This is a genomic window from Sulfobacillus thermosulfidooxidans (assembly GCF_001280565.1).
Classification (GTDB): domain Bacteria; phylum Bacillota; class Sulfobacillia; order Sulfobacillales; family Sulfobacillaceae; genus Sulfobacillus; species Sulfobacillus thermosulfidooxidans_A.
In genome coordinates this window covers 1-17,548 of the sequence record NZ_LGRO01000002.1, presented here as the reverse complement: position 1 = coordinate 17,548, position 17,548 = coordinate 1, and the positions used below count along the sequence as shown (strand labels likewise).

Annotated in this window: 14 protein-coding genes, 1 pseudogene and 1 other annotated feature; of the genes and pseudogenes, 11 read left to right on the top strand and 4 right to left on the bottom strand. The window is 48.3% G+C overall.

What is annotated here, in order from left to right; all coding sequences use genetic code 11:
- Positions 1-115: 115 nt before the first annotated feature.
- The gene (locus AOA63_RS15635; protein ID WP_053960733.1) at positions 116-1,357 is read right to left on the bottom strand and encodes an MFS transporter; all 1,242 of its coding nucleotides are present in this window, start codon (positions 1,355-1,357) and stop codon (positions 116-118) included.
- 648 nt (positions 1,358-2,005) lie between these two features.
- Here AOA63_RS15635 and AOA63_RS15625 point away from each other — a divergent pair.
- Positions 2,006-3,730, top strand: a complete 1,725-nt coding sequence (locus tag AOA63_RS15625; RefSeq protein ID WP_053960731.1) for a peptide ABC transporter substrate-binding protein — start codon at positions 2,006-2,008, stop codon at positions 3,728-3,730.
- Between the two features lie 237 nt (positions 3,731-3,967).
- On the opposite strand, the gene aspS is transcribed toward AOA63_RS15625, so the two are convergent.
- A complete protein-coding gene (gene aspS, locus AOA63_RS15620; RefSeq protein WP_053960730.1) occupies positions 3,968-5,263 on the bottom strand; it encodes an aspartate--tRNA(Asn) ligase in 1,296 nt (431 codons plus the stop codon).
- 31 nt (positions 5,264-5,294) lie between these two features.
- Positions 5,295-5,512, bottom strand: a binding site (T-box leader).
- 650 nt (positions 5,513-6,162) lie between these two features.
- Here aspS and AOA63_RS15615 point away from each other — a divergent pair.
- Positions 6,163-6,393 carry a hypothetical protein gene (locus tag AOA63_RS15615; protein WP_053960729.1) on the top strand — a complete coding sequence of 77 codons (231 nt, stop codon included), beginning with the start codon at positions 6,163-6,165 and terminating at the stop codon, positions 6,391-6,393.
- Here AOA63_RS15615 and AOA63_RS15610 read toward each other — a convergent pair.
- Positions 6,390-7,199 carry a DUF2268 domain-containing putative Zn-dependent protease gene (locus tag AOA63_RS15610; protein ID WP_053960728.1) on the bottom strand — a complete coding sequence of 270 codons (810 nt, stop codon included), beginning with the start codon at positions 7,197-7,199 and terminating at the stop codon, positions 6,390-6,392. The two genes, AOA63_RS15615 and AOA63_RS15610, sit on opposite strands and share 4 nt — an antisense overlap.
- 166 nt (positions 7,200-7,365) lie before the next feature.
- Between AOA63_RS15610 and AOA63_RS15605 the strand changes: the two genes are divergently transcribed.
- The 3 genes from AOA63_RS15605 to AOA63_RS19855 all read left to right on the top strand — a co-directional run bounded on the left by AOA63_RS15605 (position 7,366) and on the right by AOA63_RS19855 (position 9,251).
- Positions 7,366-8,235, top strand: a complete 870-nt coding sequence (locus AOA63_RS15605; protein WP_053960727.1) for an acyl-ACP desaturase — start codon at positions 7,366-7,368, stop codon at positions 8,233-8,235.
- A 285-nt stretch (positions 8,236-8,520) separates the two neighbouring features.
- Positions 8,521-9,012, top strand: coding sequence for a GNAT family N-acetyltransferase (locus AOA63_RS15600; RefSeq protein WP_053960726.1), 492 nt, complete (start codon positions 8,521-8,523; stop codon positions 9,010-9,012).
- Between the two features lie 62 nt (positions 9,013-9,074).
- Positions 9,075-9,251: a hypothetical protein gene (locus AOA63_RS19855; RefSeq protein WP_171822761.1), complete on the top strand. Its 177-nt coding sequence runs from the start codon at positions 9,075-9,077 to the stop codon at positions 9,249-9,251.
- A gap of 96 nt (positions 9,252-9,347) precedes the next feature.
- Here the strand turns inward: AOA63_RS19855 and AOA63_RS15595 are convergent, their stop codons facing one another.
- The gene (locus tag AOA63_RS15595) at positions 9,348-11,090 is read right to left on the bottom strand and encodes a class I adenylate-forming enzyme family protein (protein WP_053960725.1); all 1,743 of its coding nucleotides are present in this window, start codon (positions 11,088-11,090) and stop codon (positions 9,348-9,350) included.
- 219 nt (positions 11,091-11,309) lie between these two features.
- On the opposite strand from AOA63_RS15595, the gene AOA63_RS15590 reads away from it, so the two are divergent.
- The 6 genes and pseudogenes from AOA63_RS15590 to istA form a co-directional block, all read left to right on the top strand.
- Positions 11,310-11,633 (top strand): nucleoside triphosphate pyrophosphohydrolase, encoded by a 324-nt coding sequence (locus AOA63_RS15590; protein WP_053960724.1) that lies wholly within the window; start codon positions 11,310-11,312, stop codon positions 11,631-11,633.
- A gap of 294 nt (positions 11,634-11,927) precedes the next feature.
- Entirely contained in the window at positions 11,928-13,820 is a 1,893-nt protein-coding gene (locus AOA63_RS15585; RefSeq protein WP_242848389.1) for a S53 family peptidase, read from the top strand.
- A 95-nt stretch (positions 13,821-13,915) separates the two neighbouring features.
- The gene (locus AOA63_RS15580) at positions 13,916-14,578 is read left to right on the top strand and encodes a (d)CMP kinase (RefSeq protein ID WP_053960723.1); all 663 of its coding nucleotides are present in this window, start codon (positions 13,916-13,918) and stop codon (positions 14,576-14,578) included.
- A 238-nt stretch (positions 14,579-14,816) separates the two neighbouring features.
- Positions 14,817-15,464 (top strand): IS607 family transposase, encoded by a 648-nt coding sequence (locus AOA63_RS15575; protein ID WP_053960722.1) that lies wholly within the window; start codon positions 14,817-14,819, stop codon positions 15,462-15,464.
- 109 nt (positions 15,465-15,573) lie between these two features.
- Positions 15,574-16,113, top strand: a pseudogene (locus tag AOA63_RS15570) (DUF4277 domain-containing protein); the annotation flags it as partial.
- Between the two features lie 267 nt (positions 16,114-16,380).
- On the top strand, positions 16,381-17,548 hold a 1,168-nt coding region (gene istA, locus AOA63_RS15565; protein WP_242848388.1), incomplete at its 3' end, for an IS21 family transposase.

The window sequence follows — 17,548 nt, the reverse complement described above, 5'->3', positions numbered from 1 at the left end:
TGGAATGGCACCGCCAATCTTTATTTTTGTCATCTAGCAGGAGCTAGATCACAAGGGAATAGTTTGGCATGACCAACTATTCTCCAAATAAGATTCGATGGCATATCCACACGGATTAGGACAAGGGCTGTTTGACATGTCTTTGGATATCGTGTGGGGTCATCGTGCGTACAGAATGAAGAGTGATAGGTGCTAAGGCTATAAACAAAAAAAGTAAACCCGCAACCCTTTCTACGGAATAAAGACCGAACTGGTGGGCAATAGGCACAGAGGCCATTTCGCCCAACGGAATCAATACAAATGCGCCCATATCATCCAAGGCCATAATGCGGGAAATTTTGTTGCGGGGAACCCCTTGTTGCAAGGTGCTGTCCCACAGTGTCGTGGATATTCCCAGTCCTAATCCTGCAGCCATGGCAGTGGCACTGAGGAACAAAACGCCCTGTCCTAGCCCTAAAATAATGAGGGGCAAGCCGCCCACGGCCGCTGCCAACATGGCTTCACGCAAGGGGCGGACAACACGTACCCGAGTGAGGACCAGACCTGCAATAAGAAGGCCTATGGCTCTAAAGCTGAGTACCATCCCCCATCCTGTCGAGCCGAAGCTTCGCTGGGCAATGATGGGACCAAGAACTTGCCATGCTCCCATCTGTAAGGCGTTCATAAAGGCCCAGGCGACGGTAATAGACCAAATCCATGGGGTCTTGCGAAAATATTCCCACCCTTGGTGCAGCGCGTGGAGAACAGACATGGCAGTAGGTTTTCCGCGCTCTGGGAGATGAATGCGTGTAATCAACAGGGCAGCCAGAAAAGAGCTGAAGGCATTGAATAGAATGGCCCAGCCGCCACTCCACGTGGCGACGAGAATGCCTGCTGCGGAGGGCCCTATAATCCTTGCGAAACCGCGTGAGGTACTTAAAAGGGCATTAGCTTGTTGAAGGTGCGGGGTATCAACCATTTCGGGGATAATACCGCGCAGTGCGGGTTCGGAAAATGCGGCTAATATCCCTTTAACCATTGCCCATGGGAGAATCCATTCGGCATTTGTCCCGGTAAGCACAATGGTGGCAATACTGAGTTGAGATAATCCTGATCCCAAAGTTGTCCATAACAATATCCGTTGTCGACGGTAGCGGTCGGCGAACTGTCCACCAATGAGGAGCATAACAATGTGGGGCAAAAGCTCAACGGCCAGGACATCCCCTAACAGGCGTTGTCCCTGAGGGGCTTCAAGCACAGCGAAGGCCAGAGCGACGGGAGTCATGGCATTGCCTAACAATAAAATGCTCCGGGCTAAAAAGAACTGGCGGAATGAGGGATAACTAAGGGATCCGCGAGTGATTAACGATTTTCTCATTCATGGCCTTTCCTTTCTTGAGAAATAAAGTGAAAGAAAACGAAATAAAGCTGATCTTTGAAAAACAGCGGACATGACATGGTAATGAAGCGTCATAATGCTGAAATGATACCCCGGGGTTGGCTTATCATAGAAAAAAATTCGTGGAATGTGTAGACTGATAATTTTTCAGGATTTATACTCATAATATGGATGTGTGGTGACACCATGGTGTGTTTTTCGATGTCTTTTTTATTGCATGTCCCCAAAATTTTTTGGTCAAATCTGGTCTATTGAGAGCTTCCCTGCGCGGAAGTCTTTTTTATGTGTTTCGCGGTACTACTGATGGGCTTGCTACCACAGTGTTCGCCGTTGTGTTTAAAAACCGTCAAAGTTTTCAGTGCCGCGAAATGTAACTCTAACGTCTCATCGGAAAGGGTATGAGAATGGTTGCTAATCTTGATTATGTCCACTGAATGAGGTCTATCACGATCTGGCTTTGTCTTAACCGTTGGATCCTAGCGTGAGACCTTAGCGCATTGTGAAAGACCTAAAGCGTCATTTGTACATGATTACGAATTCATCCCAGGGGATTTTGGTATACCGCACAACTCTACAATCACGCATCATGATAGGATGTCCTAAAACACGAAGGGGGAGGCAAGATGTGTGGTTGTGAGAAAAATCAGACGATGGGCAGGGATTATTCCTTTATTGGCATTAAGTCTTGATTTAGCAGGATGTGGCAGTCCGTCTACGACTGCGGCGAAAGCGAGTAGTTCCATAGTTAAGGGGACCATTGTAGTGGCACTATCCCCTCAGGTTTCGCCCAACTGGTATTTTCCCGAGTTGTCCTTAACGGCTGATAGTGGGGTCAATGTGCAGATTGACTCGTTATTGTACAAACCGCTGATTTATATTTCCTCGCGGACCGACCAGTTCGAACCATCTCGTTCGATTGCTTCGCAAGTGACATGGAATCCGCAAGGGACTCAATACACAATCAAATTAAATCCCAAATGGCACTGGTCTAATGGGACGCCGGTTACAGCTCAAGATGTGGTGTTTTCGTGGGATGTGATGAAAGCAGCCAGTTCTGGGGCGTCTAACCTACCTTGGGGATTTGCGGGAATGGGATCTGGTGGCGTTCCCACCATTTGGAAGAGTGTGGTAGCGAAAAATGCCGATACCGTGGTCGTCACCCTCACCAAACCTCGTAATCAAGAGTGGTTTTTGCACAACGGATTGGCTCAAATCACGCCTGTACCGAAGTCTGTTTGGGATAAATATCCTGATAATATGATTCAGGAACTGGCCTACATCAAATCGGTGGCTAATACCCCAACGGCTGCACCCTTCAAGGTCGTTGACGGGCCCTTTGAGTTTAAATCTTATGCGCCTAATCAAGACTGGGTGTTTGTCCCTAATCCTCATTATGACGGTCATAAACCGTTATACTCTAAACTCATTTACCAATATGAGTCATCGAGTTCAGCCGAGTTCACGGGACTCAAAACAGGAACTATTGACGTGGGTTATCTTCCGCAGTCGCTGTTTAATGTCAGAAGTCAATTGACCCACGACGTCTTTTCCGCGTATTACACCCCGAGCTTTAATTATATTTTGCCGAATTTAAGTCCCAAAGCTCCAAATGGTATTGGTTTGGCGTTTCAGGAGCTGCCGGTACGTCAAGCCTTACAATATGGTGTCGATCAGGCGGCTATGATCAAGACATTTTATCATGGGTATGCCGTACCGAGTTATGGTCCGGTCGTGGCGAAACCGCCGACAAAATTCTTTGATCCGGCCTTAGCCAAAAATCCCTATCCTTTCAATCCCGAACGTGGCAAACAGCTCTTGGAGAAGAATGGTTGGCACCTCGTTAACGGGGTCATGCATAAGGGTTCTTTGAGCTTACAATTTGTCCTCGACTACGTGAGTGGATCCTCAACTGCGGAGTCGATTGTGGAATTGTTACAGCAAGATTGGGCCAAAGAAGGCATTAAGGTGACGTTGGTGCCCCAGCCATTTGATACCATTATTGCTTATAGTCCGGCTGATGCCTCCCAGTGGGCGATGCAGTTCTGGGGTGGAGGCTGGGGATATGGCGGGAGCTACCCCACGGGCGGTGTGCTCTTTGCCACCAATGCCGCCGAAAATTCGGGGAGTTACAACAGTCCTACGATGGATCGCCTCATTGAAGCTACTTACGAACCCGGAACTCCCCAACAAATTCTTCAACGCCTATACCAGTATGAAATGTATGCGGCTCTCAATCTGCCCGGTGTCTACATTCCAGATGCCGCACGGTTTCGAGAACATGCGATAAATGTGCACAACACCTTAAAATACCGGTCATCGCCCCAGTATTGGTACATGACCAAATCGTCCTAATCCCTTAAAGCTCGACGAGGGGAAAAAACAATAACGTTGTGGCTCTGTTAAGGCAACAAAGGGCTGGCAAACCCTCTGGGTTTCTTGCCAGCCCATTGCTGTAATGGGCAATACATCGAGGTGGGAGTGTTACGCGGTGCCCTGCATGCGGCCACACCATGGTTTTCGGCACTGCGTAAACCCCTTCGTGAACACGTGCCCAAATTATGGCATCATCCTCTTTTCAACTGCGGGGGATTATGGCGTCAAACGGGTCATGTCCCGGGGAAAGAGGACGGCTTCCCGAATGTTGGCAATGCCTAAGAGCCTCGCGACAAATCGCTCTAATCCAATGGCGAATCCACCGTGCGGAGGCATCCCATAACGAAAGGCCATGAGATAGGAATCAAACAGTTCGACACTGAGATGCCTGGCTGTTAAAGCCGATACATAATCATCATAACGGTGCAAGCGCTGCCCTCCTGTGACCAGCTCCTGGCCTCGAAAAAGCAAATCAAAACTCCGGGAGCCCTCCGGATTATCCGGGTCAGGATGCGTGTAAAAAGGGCGTTTGGATAAGGGATAACCCTCAACAAATAAGAAGTCGGAATGAAAGGTTTCACGGGCCCATGTCCCCAGCCATGCTTCGTGTTGAGGAGCCAAATCCCTCTCGCCGGATAAGTCACAGGAGAACGCCTGAGATAAGTGAGACAGGGCTTCTCGAAACGAAATGACCGGGATTTCATTGGGAAGCCACGGCCTTTGGGAGGGAGCGAGACGGGATGACACCGCCTCAACCATCTCTTGAATGACGATGGTGAGTACGCGCATAACATCGTGATGATCCCGAATGTAAGCCATTTCGGCATCAAGCGAGGTATACTGGCTTAAATGCCTTACCGTATCGTGAGGTTCGGCCCGAAATACTGGTCCGACTTCATAGACACGGTCAAGAACGCCGCAGAGGATTTGTTTGTAAAACTGTGGGCTTTGGGCGAGAAAGGCCTTTTTGCCATAGTATTGGACAGGGAATACGGCGGCGCCGCTTTCCGTGGCTGTCCCTAAAATTTTGGGCGTATGAATCTCAATAAAACCACTCTTGATGAGGGCGTGACGAAAGGCTTGGACCGATTGGGATGCAATCTGAAAAACCATGCGCCAATGCGGATGGCGTAGCATAAATGGCGCAAAATCCAAACGAAATTTTAGACGGGTTTCGTCAAGCGGGTGGGTCAGGTCATAAGGCCGAGCTGAGTGGGGCTCCGTCAAAATGGTAAAGTGGGGTCTAATTAATTCAATGCCGCCCGGTGCCCGGGGCTCTTGCTGGACATAAGCACGCACGAGGACGGTAGTTTCTGGTTTCATAGGCGGCGTTAAGGGCTCGCGGGTGACGATTTGCACGAGACCTGTGGCATCTCGCAACAAAACAAAGGTAATTCCCCCAATATGCCGAACATGGTGGATATATCCTGCCGTCTGGATGATTTGGCCTAAATAGTGAGAGACATTTTCGATACGAAGGGGAAACACCGCGTCGATCAAAGAACGAGACATAAAAAAACCTCCAAATTGTCCCCGGAATATTTTTGCGGACGGAATCCGGGTTCCGTGGTGCCACCGCATTTTACTCGCATTGGAGGATAGCGAGCCTCGGGGCCGATAACGAGGCAAACCGGCTAACGCTACTCGGCGTTCACGTTAGCACTCCGAAGCGTCTTCCGACAGTCTTTGGGTCACACTTTCACCCCTCATGACTCGCTTTACCAAAGAGTGTGTCGTACTGGTCTTCATCATTGTGTTGCCCGTATGTTAACATGATTCACAAGTGATTTTCAAACCCGCTAATCCGAAATCGGGATCATCACGCTCCTGTTTTGATGGCATTATGACATGGTGCATCAACCTCACGCGCCATCCATAGGCCATAGGCAAGAGCATGATGACCTGACAAATTTTACGCATAACCGGAGTCTTTGCCCGATAATGAAGAGGCCCTGGAACATTCTTGCTGAATATCAAAAACAATATCCCTCGCAAATGATTGCGGCAGGAATCTTCGGCTCTGTAGCCTATAACGAAATGACTCCCTGATCAGATTTGGAAATGATGATTGTGGGGTGTGAGAACATTGCGCCTCATGAAGAACGCTTTTTTCTGGCGATATTCCTGTCGAATGTGATGTGCTGAGCCCATCACAATTGTTCGCCGGGGCGCACCGGGTAATAGGAGAACGGGGGCTAGAAACCGATGCGTACCGCCATCAACGGGGATTATGGGATCCGGGTTGTTGATTTGATCGTTGGCGCATTCATGCCAAACAAATTCCGCCTAACGCATTTGACCACGCGTTATAGGAGTCGTGGTGCATGTTTTATGAATGGGCCTATAAATGGCGCGCGGCAATGAATCACCTAGATGCTGACCGAATTTTATGATCGTGGACGCTGGCATGGTTGGCTGCTCTTCGGTGGGCATTGTTCACAAAGAAACTTTTTCGCAGTGAACGCACAATATGGCGTGAAATACGGGCAGCCAATCCCGTATTGATTAAGCTTTTACATGCTTTAAAGTTCCCCAGTCATCTGATCATTCACGAGGCGTTGAATGAATTGTGGACGCAAACCGAAGGATGGGGAAAACCGTCGACGGTTCCTCAAAAAACCAGGCAGTTATTTCGGGCTTAAACAGTAAATGGCGATTCAAGGAAGTCGGTGGCAGACTTTATGGTGAGCTGATCCCACGAACATAACGGATGGCTCTCACGATAAGACTGAATGATCTCATATCCCACGGCATACCCAGTCCACAAAGGGAGGCCGAGGTCCGCTGAGCCAAAAAGCCACTGGCTGGTATCTTTTCCTTGCACAAACAACTGTTGACGATATAATGGCCATAGCTTCTCGGCATCTGCTAGGTTTAGGAATTTTGTCCACGGCATGGATCCATGCGTAGATACAACGTGTTCAGCAAAATGATCAGCGAGACCTTCTAAAATCATGCGCTCGAGTAATGTTTCGTTCTCTTCGTCAAGGTGAAGGGCGTGAATGCGCCAATGATGGTGATATTCATGAGCGATGACAGCTTCTAAAGTGGGCAGAGACTGGGATAAGGGAGCAATGATCAACGAAATTTCTCCTTGATAGGTCGTAAATGCCGAGACACCTTGGAGTTGATTCCGGCCGAATTTATCAGCCGGATCCATCGGCCATAATTTAATGGTTAAGGGATGAATGAGTGGATATTGGCTGGTGATGTGATGAAGACTCTCCATAACAACCTCTTGGATTCGGAGGGTATTAAAGGCGTCTAAAAGAGAATGAAAGGTATCCAAATTACTCTCGTCTAAAGACATACAACCAAAGGTGCTTAACTCCTCCCATTCTTTCTTCGAGAGATTGAGTGATTGTAACAACGATGAGGGATTTTTATTGGGCTTGGCGGCCCAATCTTTTAGGATATTGAGGGTTGAAGCGATGAAAAATTGATGCATGGAACGCTCCTTTTCTTAAACGAGAGGCCGGAGACAAAAAACGTAAAATGAAAAATAAATCGTTAGGCCGATTTTGCGACTGCCACGACATTCCGAAAATTCTTCATGACTTCTGGGCGACGCTGTGTTAGACTGAATCAAACGTAAAAGAGGTGTATCAGATATTATGGGTTTTCTCAATAGCACCCTGGATACCTTGTACCAGCGGCATTTAGAACTTAGCAATAAGGTCGACTGGGGTTATCATCGCTTATTGCCGTGGGAACGAGGACGCAATTTTATCGATGAACCCTGGAACGAAAATCAAGGCACGATTTCACCAGAATTGACAGTAGCCGTTGAGACGGCCATGCTTACCGAAATCAATTTACCATGGTTTACCACGGGATTGCAAGCAGTATTTGCTGAGGCTCCTTCGGCTCTGAAGCATTTTATTCACACCTGGACACGAGAAGAGGACCAACATGCACGCATTTTGGATGTGTACCTTCTTTTAAGCCGCAATGGAGATCCCGATACACGTGATCATATTCGAAAAAATGTGATTCAAGCCGGGTGGCAAGCAGAAGCTACCGATCCTTTTGCCATGATGATTTATACGAGCTTGCAAGAACTGGCTACTCGCGTGTTTTATTTAAACTTGGCTCGAGCGGCTGAGGCGCAAGATCCCGTATTGACCACGATATTACGTGCTGTCGCTAAAGATGAGACGTTGCACTACGCATTTTACCGGGATGCAGCCAAAGCCTATATTGAAGATGATCCGTCGCGCATTGCTACGGTATGCCGAGTGATTCCCCGTTTTGTGATGCCTGGCTTTGGTATGCCAAATTTCCGCCAACGGCTCAAAGTGATTGCCCAATATGCCAACTATGGCGTGAAAGATTACTATAATAGCGTTTTACGGGTGGCGCTAGAATTCTGGGGCATTTTGCAATATGATGTCTCGAGTAGTACCAAAGAAGCTCGCCAAACGCTGGACCGATATTTATCTAAACTTGGGCGTGTAGCCCAACGGGAAACAGCGCAAGCTTAAAACAAATTATCACACGCTTTTAAGGCTATTCATGATAGGGCGGCATATTCATTTTGACTGGTATAGATGTGTTAACGTTAGATCATCTGCTATTCGAACAGAACGTTCCTGCTTCACCGAAACCCTAGGGTTACCTAGGTGTTTTTTCTATATAATGTGATTGAGTTAAAACTCTTCACGTGCTCCTCAATTGGTAGAAGGTATAATACCGGAACACCAATCCAGAGATTTGCCTTTTCGGACGGGAATTTCTCAATGTGCCGACAAAAAGGACGGTTCGACTCTATGATAACCATTCAAAAAGCGAACGAACACGATGTCATGGGCATTTGCCGTGTGTGCCGAGAATCCTATTGGGAGACTTACACAGGGATTCTCCCGTCTTCTTATATCGCTCGGATTGTCGATCAATTTTACCAACCGACACGCGTTGTTAGCGAGGTGACCCATCAAGAATGGTGGGTTGCCAAAGACAATGATGGTGTTCTGGGTGCCGGCTCGGGAGGAATGACGGGAACGGATGTGTGCGAGTTGTATGTTCTCTATGTTGATGTTCGCTGGCGCTATCACGGGATAGGATCAGGTTTGTTAGATGCCATTACGGAAGAATGTCGGGCTCAAGGGGCTAAAACTCAGTGGGTGTCTGTCACTCCAGGAAATCTCAAAGGGATTCCTTTCTACGAATCTCGTGGTTTTGTTTTCCAGCAAGTCATTCCGGCTTATGCTCAAGTCGATGGGGAAAACCTAGTGTCTTTACGGTACATGCGCAAAATTTAACGCAAAACATTATCGGCCGGATTCTATCTTGATTATCATATGCTTTCTAAAGGAAGAAGAATATGTCTGATAACTTATCACGTCCCTTAACATGGCGACAGGTCATTTATAAAAGTCAGCAAATGCATAGTCTTTTTGCCACCACATTAACATTTGCCTGGTTTGCTATCGTGTGGATTTTGGGATCGGCTCTTCGTCATTCTCGGCTCATGCGCCGATTGTTTCATAAAGATGGGTAATAAAAGATGGGTAATAATTCGAAGGAAAAGATTGAACCGCGTATCCCTTTAGGTTCTAAGAATAAGAGGATTGGCAGGATGCGCGGATATTTTAACTTATTCGACGTTGTCCGACGATGAGAAATCATATTTGATTAGAGATAGCGCACGTTCTCGCAAGATAAATTTTTGGATTTTACCCGAGCCTGTTAAGGGCCACTCTTCAGGGGAAACGAAAAAGATATACCGAGGAACCTTGAAGCGAGCCAATGAATTTTGGCACCAATTCCATAATTCTCGGCGCGTCACCTGGGTCTCAGCATGGAGTTCGATAAAGGCTGCCCCAATTTCCGTTGTCACGGGATCAGGGACCCCAACAACATATGCTTGTTTGACAGCTGGGTGTTGACTAAGAACCTCTTCGACTTCTTTGGGAGCGACATTTTCTCCCGATACCTTGAACAAATCTTTGCTACGGCCTAAAAATTCAATATAACCGTTCTCATCAATACGACCCAAATCGCCACTGCGAAACCAGCCATCTTTGTCGAAGGCCGCCATGGTTTCTTCTGGCTTATTATAGTAACCTCGGCATACAATATTTCCTCGCACTGTTAATTCTCCGATACTTCCAGGAGGTAGATCTTGCCCCGTTTCAGGGTCTATGACCTTATATTGGACATTGGCGCCCTGAAACTCGGGCAAGCCCGATACGCCTCCCGGCTTAATCCGGCCTACCCGGGACACTACGACATTAATGGGATCACCAACCTCCGTATGCGTGGTCGACGCGGTAACCTCAGTGCCGCCGTACCCCGTACAAATTTCGGTTAATCCAAAAAGATCTACAGCCTTTTGCCAAATGGGAACGGGAGCAGGCGCCGCAGCGCACATTAAGGCATAAAGATGGGACCAATCATAGCGTTGTGCGCTGGCATGATTCACAAGATTAATCAACATCGAAGGGACGCATAAAACATCGTTTACCTGATATTGGGCCATGAGTGAAAGAGCCTGAGCCGGTTGAAAATGCGGCTGGAGAATGAGAGTGCCTCCAACAAATGACGAGGCGAGGACGCCTTCTTCAAGGGCAAAAACATGGTAGAGGGGAAGAGGAGTAAAGATTTTTCGCCCATCTTCAAAAGCTCGGCTTAAACACGTACTATACGCACAGCGAAGGAAATTATCATGCGTTAACATTACCCCTTTTGGACGACCGGTGGATCCGGAAGTATAAATAATGGCTGCTACTTCATCTGGATAACGGCTCTGTTCCCACCGGTGTTTCACTGTGTCGTCCGAGATCTGATTTCCTTCGGAAATAAAACGCGCCCACGGTATAAATGGGGTGGACGATGGCGATGAATCTGGTGTTGAGGATATCATGACAATGTGTTCAAGTGCCGAAGGCATATTTTCATGACGTAATGTTTGCCACAGGTCTTCGATTATGCGATCATAAGCGACGCGACCTATTTTGTCTTGAAAAATGAGTATGCGGACATCAGCCTGCTGCATGATGTATTCCAGTTCATTTTGGCGTAGCATACTGTTTAAGGGGATAACGATACCGCCGACCAGATCAATGGCTATCCATAATGTCATGAACTGGGGTTCATTAGGAAGTAACAGCGCGACATGCTCACGTCGTTTTACTCCTAGGGCTAAAAGTGCCTTGGCTAAAGTCCAAGCTTCATTCCAAGTTTGTTGATACGTTAGTTGTCTCCGTGGTGATGCTAAGAAGAGGCGCTGAGCATACATTTGTGAGTAAACATGAAAATGTTCCGCTATAGTTCGGCGTGTCCATCTCGGGATAAGATTCATGAGATATTGCCGTCTTTTTTCTACATCAGCAACCATGACAAACCTCCGTTCCGCAGAAAATCAACTCCTTTGGTCAAGTGGCATACTATTCGTGCACTTCTTAGGTTAATGATGTAAATGTTAGGAATAATTTTCAAGACCATGCCGATTTTTCATTATCTCAGCAGGAAAAAAGCGATCTGTCGCGAATTATGCTTTAAATTATTTTTTCTACGTTGAGCTTGAGGTTGAGCTTGAGAAAGATGGGATTGCAATATGCCGCAGTATAACAAATTGGTACGAGACAACATTCCGGATATCATCAAAGCCACAGGAAAAAGCTTCCGAACTCGTGTGCTTGCCCCCGAAGAGAGAAAAGATATGCTACAAGCCAAACTCCAAGAAGAGTTGAAAGAATATCTCAGTGCGAGGTCTGACGAAACGGCTGTAGAAGAGCTGGCCGATCTATTAGAAGTCATTGATGCGTTAGCTGTGGTGCATGGACGAACCTGGCAACAACTTCGACACATTCAAGAGGCAAAACGTCAACATCGTGGTGGATTTTACGAGGGTATCTTTTTGATCGATGTTGATGATTGATGCTAGGAAATTCTGGTGAAAGATGTGGTTTTTTGTGCCTTTATTTGCTCCTCGACAATAATGAACACTGCATCGTGACTTGGAATTTTAGATATGCGGTGCAGGCCGAGGCGTTATCTTTCCGCAATCCGGCAAGTTAACGAGGTTATAGGTGAATGAGACTTTTAACATTGGTCGGCGTTTTACAGATTGTCAAAGATACCAAGAACCTTGACTAAAAAAGAGTCATTATTTCGAATAAAGTATGCTACGCTGTTGTAAGATTTTAACAGAAGAGGAAGGGAGCGGTGCCTCGTGAAAAAAGAAGTGTGGGCTTTAACACTGGCTTCGGCGTTGGCGGCATGGCCTCTTATGGGCTATGGCGGATCTGTACAAGCAGCGTCTATGGGCATTATTCACGGAAATGTTGCTCACGCGCTCTTGGATGCTTCCAGCGAGGGAAATCCAGCCTCTCCTTCAGCCCATGTTACGCTCTATATTGGTTTTAATTTTCAAAACGCCCCTCTAGGCTCGTCTTATCCTTCAACGGTTGCCCAATTTATTCAAGATTCAGTGACGCCAAGTTCACCTTATTTCCATCATTTTATGAATGCATCAACCTTTGCGGCGACTTATGCACCGTCTTCGCAAGCAGTGCACGCCTTATTAAATTACCTGGCTCAATATGACATTCAGCCTGTAACAGTTAATGGCCAGCAAATCGCGTATCCACTGGGTATTAATGTAGAGGGAACTATTGGGAATGTTGAACGAGCTTTTCAAGTTTCTATTAATAACTATTTGTATCAGGGCCGGTCGTATTTAGCCAATAATACCAACCCCGTATTGCCCACAAATTATGATGGATATAATTTGGCGCAATTGGTCTCAGGAATTGCCGGAATGACCACGTATAATGCGATTTCTGACCATATGGTGAATCAATCCGAGACCCCTAGTCAATCTGGATCAACCACACCACAAGGATATTCACCCCAACAGATGGCTCAGGTTTACAATGTCTCTCCCTTGTATAAAAATCCCCATGCTGTGACAGGAAAAGGTGTAACGATTGCCGTGGCCACGTTGGCACCGTTCATTCCTAGTGATGCTGAGCAGTTCTGGAACTATTACGGGATTAACCGCACGGGAACCTTGTCCGAAGTGGGTGTTGATGGTCAAAATGTTAATGCCTCTGGCAAGGGAATTGGGGGCTCTGAAACGAGTTTAGATGTAGAACGCTCCGGCGCAATGGCACCAGGGGCTAATATTATTGTCTATGAAGCGCCTAATACGACCCCTGGATTTCTTGATTTATTTCAAGCGGTCGTGAGCCAGGATACGGCGCAGGTGATGACATGTAGTTGGGGTGAAAGTGAGTTTTTTACGCCGTTTTCCTATGCCTATATGATGAATCAGGCCTTCATGCAAGGGGCTGCAGAAGGCATGACGATGATGGTTGCATCAGGTGATTATGGGGCTTACGATGGCTATCCTACAGACAAAAATTTAAGTGTTGATCTGCCAGCTTCCTCTCCTGACATTTTAGCGGTGGGGGGAACAACCTTGCCGCAAGTCAGTGCGACCAATCCCAATCCGACGATTAACGGTGGTGTCGTCGTGATTCCTGGCGGAACTATTCCCATGAATGGCGAGCAAGGTTGGGGATGGAGTTATCTTCTCCCATATTATGAAAATTTTGGAGTCACAAGCGAGGCAAGATGGAAGAATGATATTTATCCGATAGGTTCTGGAGGAGGTTCTTCAAGTCTATTTACGCCAAATAGTCCCGTGCCCACCTCGGGATTATATTCATGGTGGCAAACCGAATCGCTGAATGACGGTAACCGGGATGTGCCTGATGTGTCATTTAACGCCGATCCCTTTACCGGTTACGCCATTTATGATTCCAATTCAGTATACTCATCACCAACTGCCCCATGGATGAATGGGTGGGGTGGCACATCTTTTGCGTCTCCCCAATGGGCGGGAATTGTAGCATTAATTGATCAATATACAGGAAGTCCCCAAGGACTTTTAAACTATGCTTTGTATGCCAATGCCAATAGTGGAGGACTGCGGCAAATCACACAGGGAAACAATTGGTACTATAATGCTGGGCCCGGTTGGAATGCGGTGACCGGTTTAGGGGTGCCGGATGCGAAAAAATTAGCCGATGTGATTGATACGTGGCAAAATTCAGGATGAGAACTTTCATCAGTTTCCGGTTTAACATTCGCATGACGTATTAAAAAGCAGAATCTGGATTATTGCAGCCGAAAAAGGGAGATGATGTGACTCGAATGTGTTCTGGGATAATCACGATTGACGGCTTCGCCGCATCAGGCAAATCAACTTGTGCCCGGTTACTCTCATCTTCCTTAGGTGTGCCTATGCTCAGTACGGGAATGGCGCATCGTTTGAACGTATGGGTTCTATTGCACGAGGGAATTAATCCCAATGATCTTGAACAGCTCGAATTATACTTGAGCAGACTCGAGTTGCATTTTGATGTCCAGAATAATGTCCTCACGCCGAATATTAACGGTTATGGGATACCTCCTGATGAGCTAGACTCAGACGAAGTACGCAAATGGTTGCCTCGTATCACGAGACGCCCCGAGGTTGGCCGAGGGTTAGCGGCTCGCTTTAGAACTGCCACGGCGGGAATGCGTCTGGTTGCGGAGGGGCATGGCCTAGGTACGGGAATTTTCCCCGAAGCTGGCCACAAATTCTTTTGTGATGCTCCCACGGAGATTCGGATCGAGCGGCGTTGGCGTCAACGGTGCGCTGCAAGTGAGGTAATAAGTCGTGAGGAAGTCGGACGAGAACTCCGGGAACGGGATGCGAGCGATGCGATGCGCGAGGTTAATCCTGTGCGCCAGCTTCCGGATATGGTTGTCGTGGATACGGGCAAATTGACTCCTGATGAGTGCCTTAAACTCATGCTGGAGGTTCTTGACTGAATGGCAGAACACAAAAATGAAAATGAAGGTTTTTCATAACTCGACACCGCAGCTGCGGATAACGGGTTCTCACCAACAACACCCTCCTCAAGGTTTTGATTGGAATTCCGAGGTGACGATCTCTGCGCTATGGCAAGAAGATTCGCGGCGATCGCCTCCAATACTCACCCGCTGCGAGGACGTTAGGGGTTTGAACAGTTTTAATTGAATCTATCCAAAACTATGCCATACTATCCATATGGATAGATTAGTAACGATAGGTGAAGCGTCAAAAGTGCTTGGCGTCTCCATCACCACACTCCGGCGCTGGGAAAAAGAAGGCCGTTTGCAACCGGATGCAATGACCCCCGGCGGTCACCGAAGATATGATGTCGTCAAACTGCGTCCGGAATTATTCCGACTCCAACGCAGTGACAGAAAAACCGTAGCGTACGCAAGAGTTTCAAGTCATGATCAAAAGGAGGATTTAGAACGGCAAAAACAAGTTTTGGAAATGTATTGTGCTGCTCAAGGATGGACATATGAGGTCGTTGCTGATCTTGGATCAGGCATGAACGACCACAAGAAAGGCTTACAACGGCTATTGAATGCCATTTTACCGGACGAAGTAGGCAGGTTGGTCATTACACATACCCATCGTCTCTGGCGTTTGGGAGCAGAACTGGTTTTTGCCCTTTGCGAGGCGAAAGAGGTGGAAGTGGTCATTCTCAATCAAGGCGAAGACACTCCGTTTGAAGAAGACCTTGCCAAGGATGTGCTGGAAATCATCACGGTATTTTCTGCCCGCCTTTATGGTTCTCGTTCACGTAAGAATCAGAAATTGATCGAAGATATGAAAAAGGTGGTTGACGATGCTGAGAAGCCATCAAATTGCACTGGATCCTAATAACTTACTTTCCGCACGTGAAGGGAACAAAAAAAAAATTATTTTTTTGGGGCTGATCGCAAAGGAGATTGTGTCTCGCATGGCGAAGTAATCTCTTATGAACACACCCATGCCGACACCCGTTGTTGTGGGGGCTGGACCGGTCATCCGAGCCCTCTGTGAGGAAATTGGATTCGTCGAGGCCATAAATCAGACCGTTGCGTGGGATTCGCAGCGTTGCCACCTGTCGCCCGGCGAACGGATTTTCGCGCTCGTCGTCAATTTGCTCACCGCTCGTCGACCTCTATATCGCGTCCACGAGCAATTTCAGTTAACCGATGTGCCCTTGTTGTTTGGATCCGGCCGCACCGCGGCCGATTTTACGGATGATGCCCTCGGACGGGCTCTGGATAAAGTCGCCGCCGCCGGTGGCGCCACCGTCTTCAGTGCCGTTGCAACGCGAGCGCTCTTGCACGACCACGTGTGGACGCCCGATAGTCCGGTGTTTGTCCACTGGGATAGTACGACTCGCTCGGTCTATGGCACGTATCCGGACACCGGATCCGAGACCGGAGTGCATCCCACCTATGGCCATTCCAAGGATCATCGTCCCGATCTGCGTCAAATTCTCCTGACGCTGTTGGGGACCCGAGAAGGCATTCCGGTTGTCAACGACAGGTTTAAAATCCCCAATAAGGACAATTCAATTTCCCCAAAAACGACAGTTGAATTTCCCCAAAACGCCAACGCAATTTCCCGCAAAACGGTAGGGTAAATTCCTCAAAAACGACCGTTGAATTTCCTCATAATCGACAGGATTATCGGGATGTTATGAGGAACGTATCAAAGGGCCTGTCCCTAGGGCGGGCACTATCCGAATACCGAGGCGATGCGAGACATGGCGTATTATCTATCCCCCGAGGAGTGTCGCAGGATCATGATGATGCACGAACAGAAGCAGACGATTACGGCGATTCAAGCGGCCACCGGTCGCGATCGCAAAACCATTCGTAAAGTGGTCACCGACCAAAAACACGGGCACGACCTGACCCGTCGTACCCGTGAGAGTAAACTCGATCCATACAAAGAGTATATCGAAGAACGGTGGAACCAGGGGTGTCAGAATGCCGTTGTTCTCTGGGAAGAGGCCCGTGCCCACGGTTACACGGGCAGTCTGAGTTTGATCAAACAGCTGGTGCAACCGCTGCGTCCGCAGCGGGGTGTTGAACCGGCTCAACGCTATGAAACGGATCCCGGGGATCAAGCACAATGCGATTGGGCCGACTTCGGGGCGTTGGTGTATCCGGACCAACGGCGAAAACTCTACATTTTTATTTATACCATGAGTTTTTCGCGGCGTATGTCTGGCGAATTTGTGCACGATCAGCGCCAAACCACCTTGTTTCGCTGCCTCGAGAACGCGTTTGCGTATTTTGGCTGTGTCCCCACGACGATTTTATCAGATAACATGAAACCGATGGTCATTGACCATCCGCGCGGGGGAGAGATCGTCTGGAACCCCCGATTCACGGCTTTTGCCGAATTTCATGGTTTTGGACCGAAAGCCGCCCGGCCTTATCGGGCAAAAACCAAGGGAAAAGTCGAACGCAGTGTGTTATATGTTCGCCAAAATTTCTGGCCGCGGATCCCTGAGGTCATCACCCTCAAGGAATTAAATGTCCGTGTCATGGTCTGGGCCCAGGAACGTGATCTGCGCATTCATGGCACCACGTTCGAGCGCCCGACAGATCGCTGGGAGGCCGACGTGGCGGGAGCCCAGCCGTATGACCTGACGCGGCTGTGGGCCTTCGGCGAACAGTTTCCCCGTAAAGTGACGCGCGATGCGTTTGTGCACTGGCAAGGGCATCGTTTTGCGGTACCGTGGACGGCGGCGGGAACGATGGTGTACGTCAGGCGCTACTCCGAGACCGGTATCGTGATTGGGCAAGAGACGCAAGAGCTCACGCGGTATGCGATTCCCTCGCGCCCGCATCAGATCGTCGGCACGGAGACATGGCACCAAGACGCCCCACCCGAACGCATTCCGGGTCAACCGATTGCTCGGCGTCGTACGTTACGGACACCCGAGGAGGATTTGCCCACGA

What these genes read in the sequence shown, in the direction of transcription:
- AOA63_RS19855 (WP_171822761.1), top strand. Translation starts at nt 9,075, where the DNA reads ATGTCTGATAACTTATCACGTCCCTTAACATGGCGACAGGTCATTTAT.
- AOA63_RS15600 (WP_053960726.1), top strand. Translation starts at nt 8,521, where the DNA reads ATGATAACCATTCAAAAAGCGAACGAACACGATGTCATGGGCATTTGC.
- AOA63_RS15575 (WP_053960722.1), top strand. Translation starts at nt 14,817, where the DNA reads ATGGATAGATTAGTAACGATAGGTGAAGCGTCAAAAGTGCTTGGCGTC.
- AOA63_RS15580 (WP_053960723.1), top strand. Translation starts at nt 13,916, where the DNA reads ATGTGTTCTGGGATAATCACGATTGACGGCTTCGCCGCATCAGGCAAA.
- AOA63_RS15610 (WP_053960728.1), bottom strand. Translation starts at nt 7,199, where the DNA reads ATGCATCAATTTTTCATCGCTTCAACCCTCAATATCCTAAAAGATTGG.
- aspS (WP_053960730.1), bottom strand. Translation starts at nt 5,263, where the DNA reads ATGTCTCGTTCTTTGATCGACGCGGTGTTTCCCCTTCGTATCGAAAAT.
- AOA63_RS15605 (WP_053960727.1), top strand. Translation starts at nt 7,366, where the DNA reads ATGGGTTTTCTCAATAGCACCCTGGATACCTTGTACCAGCGGCATTTA.
- AOA63_RS15590 (WP_053960724.1), top strand. Translation starts at nt 11,310, where the DNA reads ATGCCGCAGTATAACAAATTGGTACGAGACAACATTCCGGATATCATC.
- AOA63_RS15595 (WP_053960725.1), bottom strand. Translation starts at nt 11,090, where the DNA reads ATGGTTGCTGATGTAGAAAAAAGACGGCAATATCTCATGAATCTTATC.
- AOA63_RS15635 (WP_053960733.1), bottom strand. Translation starts at nt 1,357, where the DNA reads ATGAGAAAATCGTTAATCACTCGCGGATCCCTTAGTTATCCCTCATTC.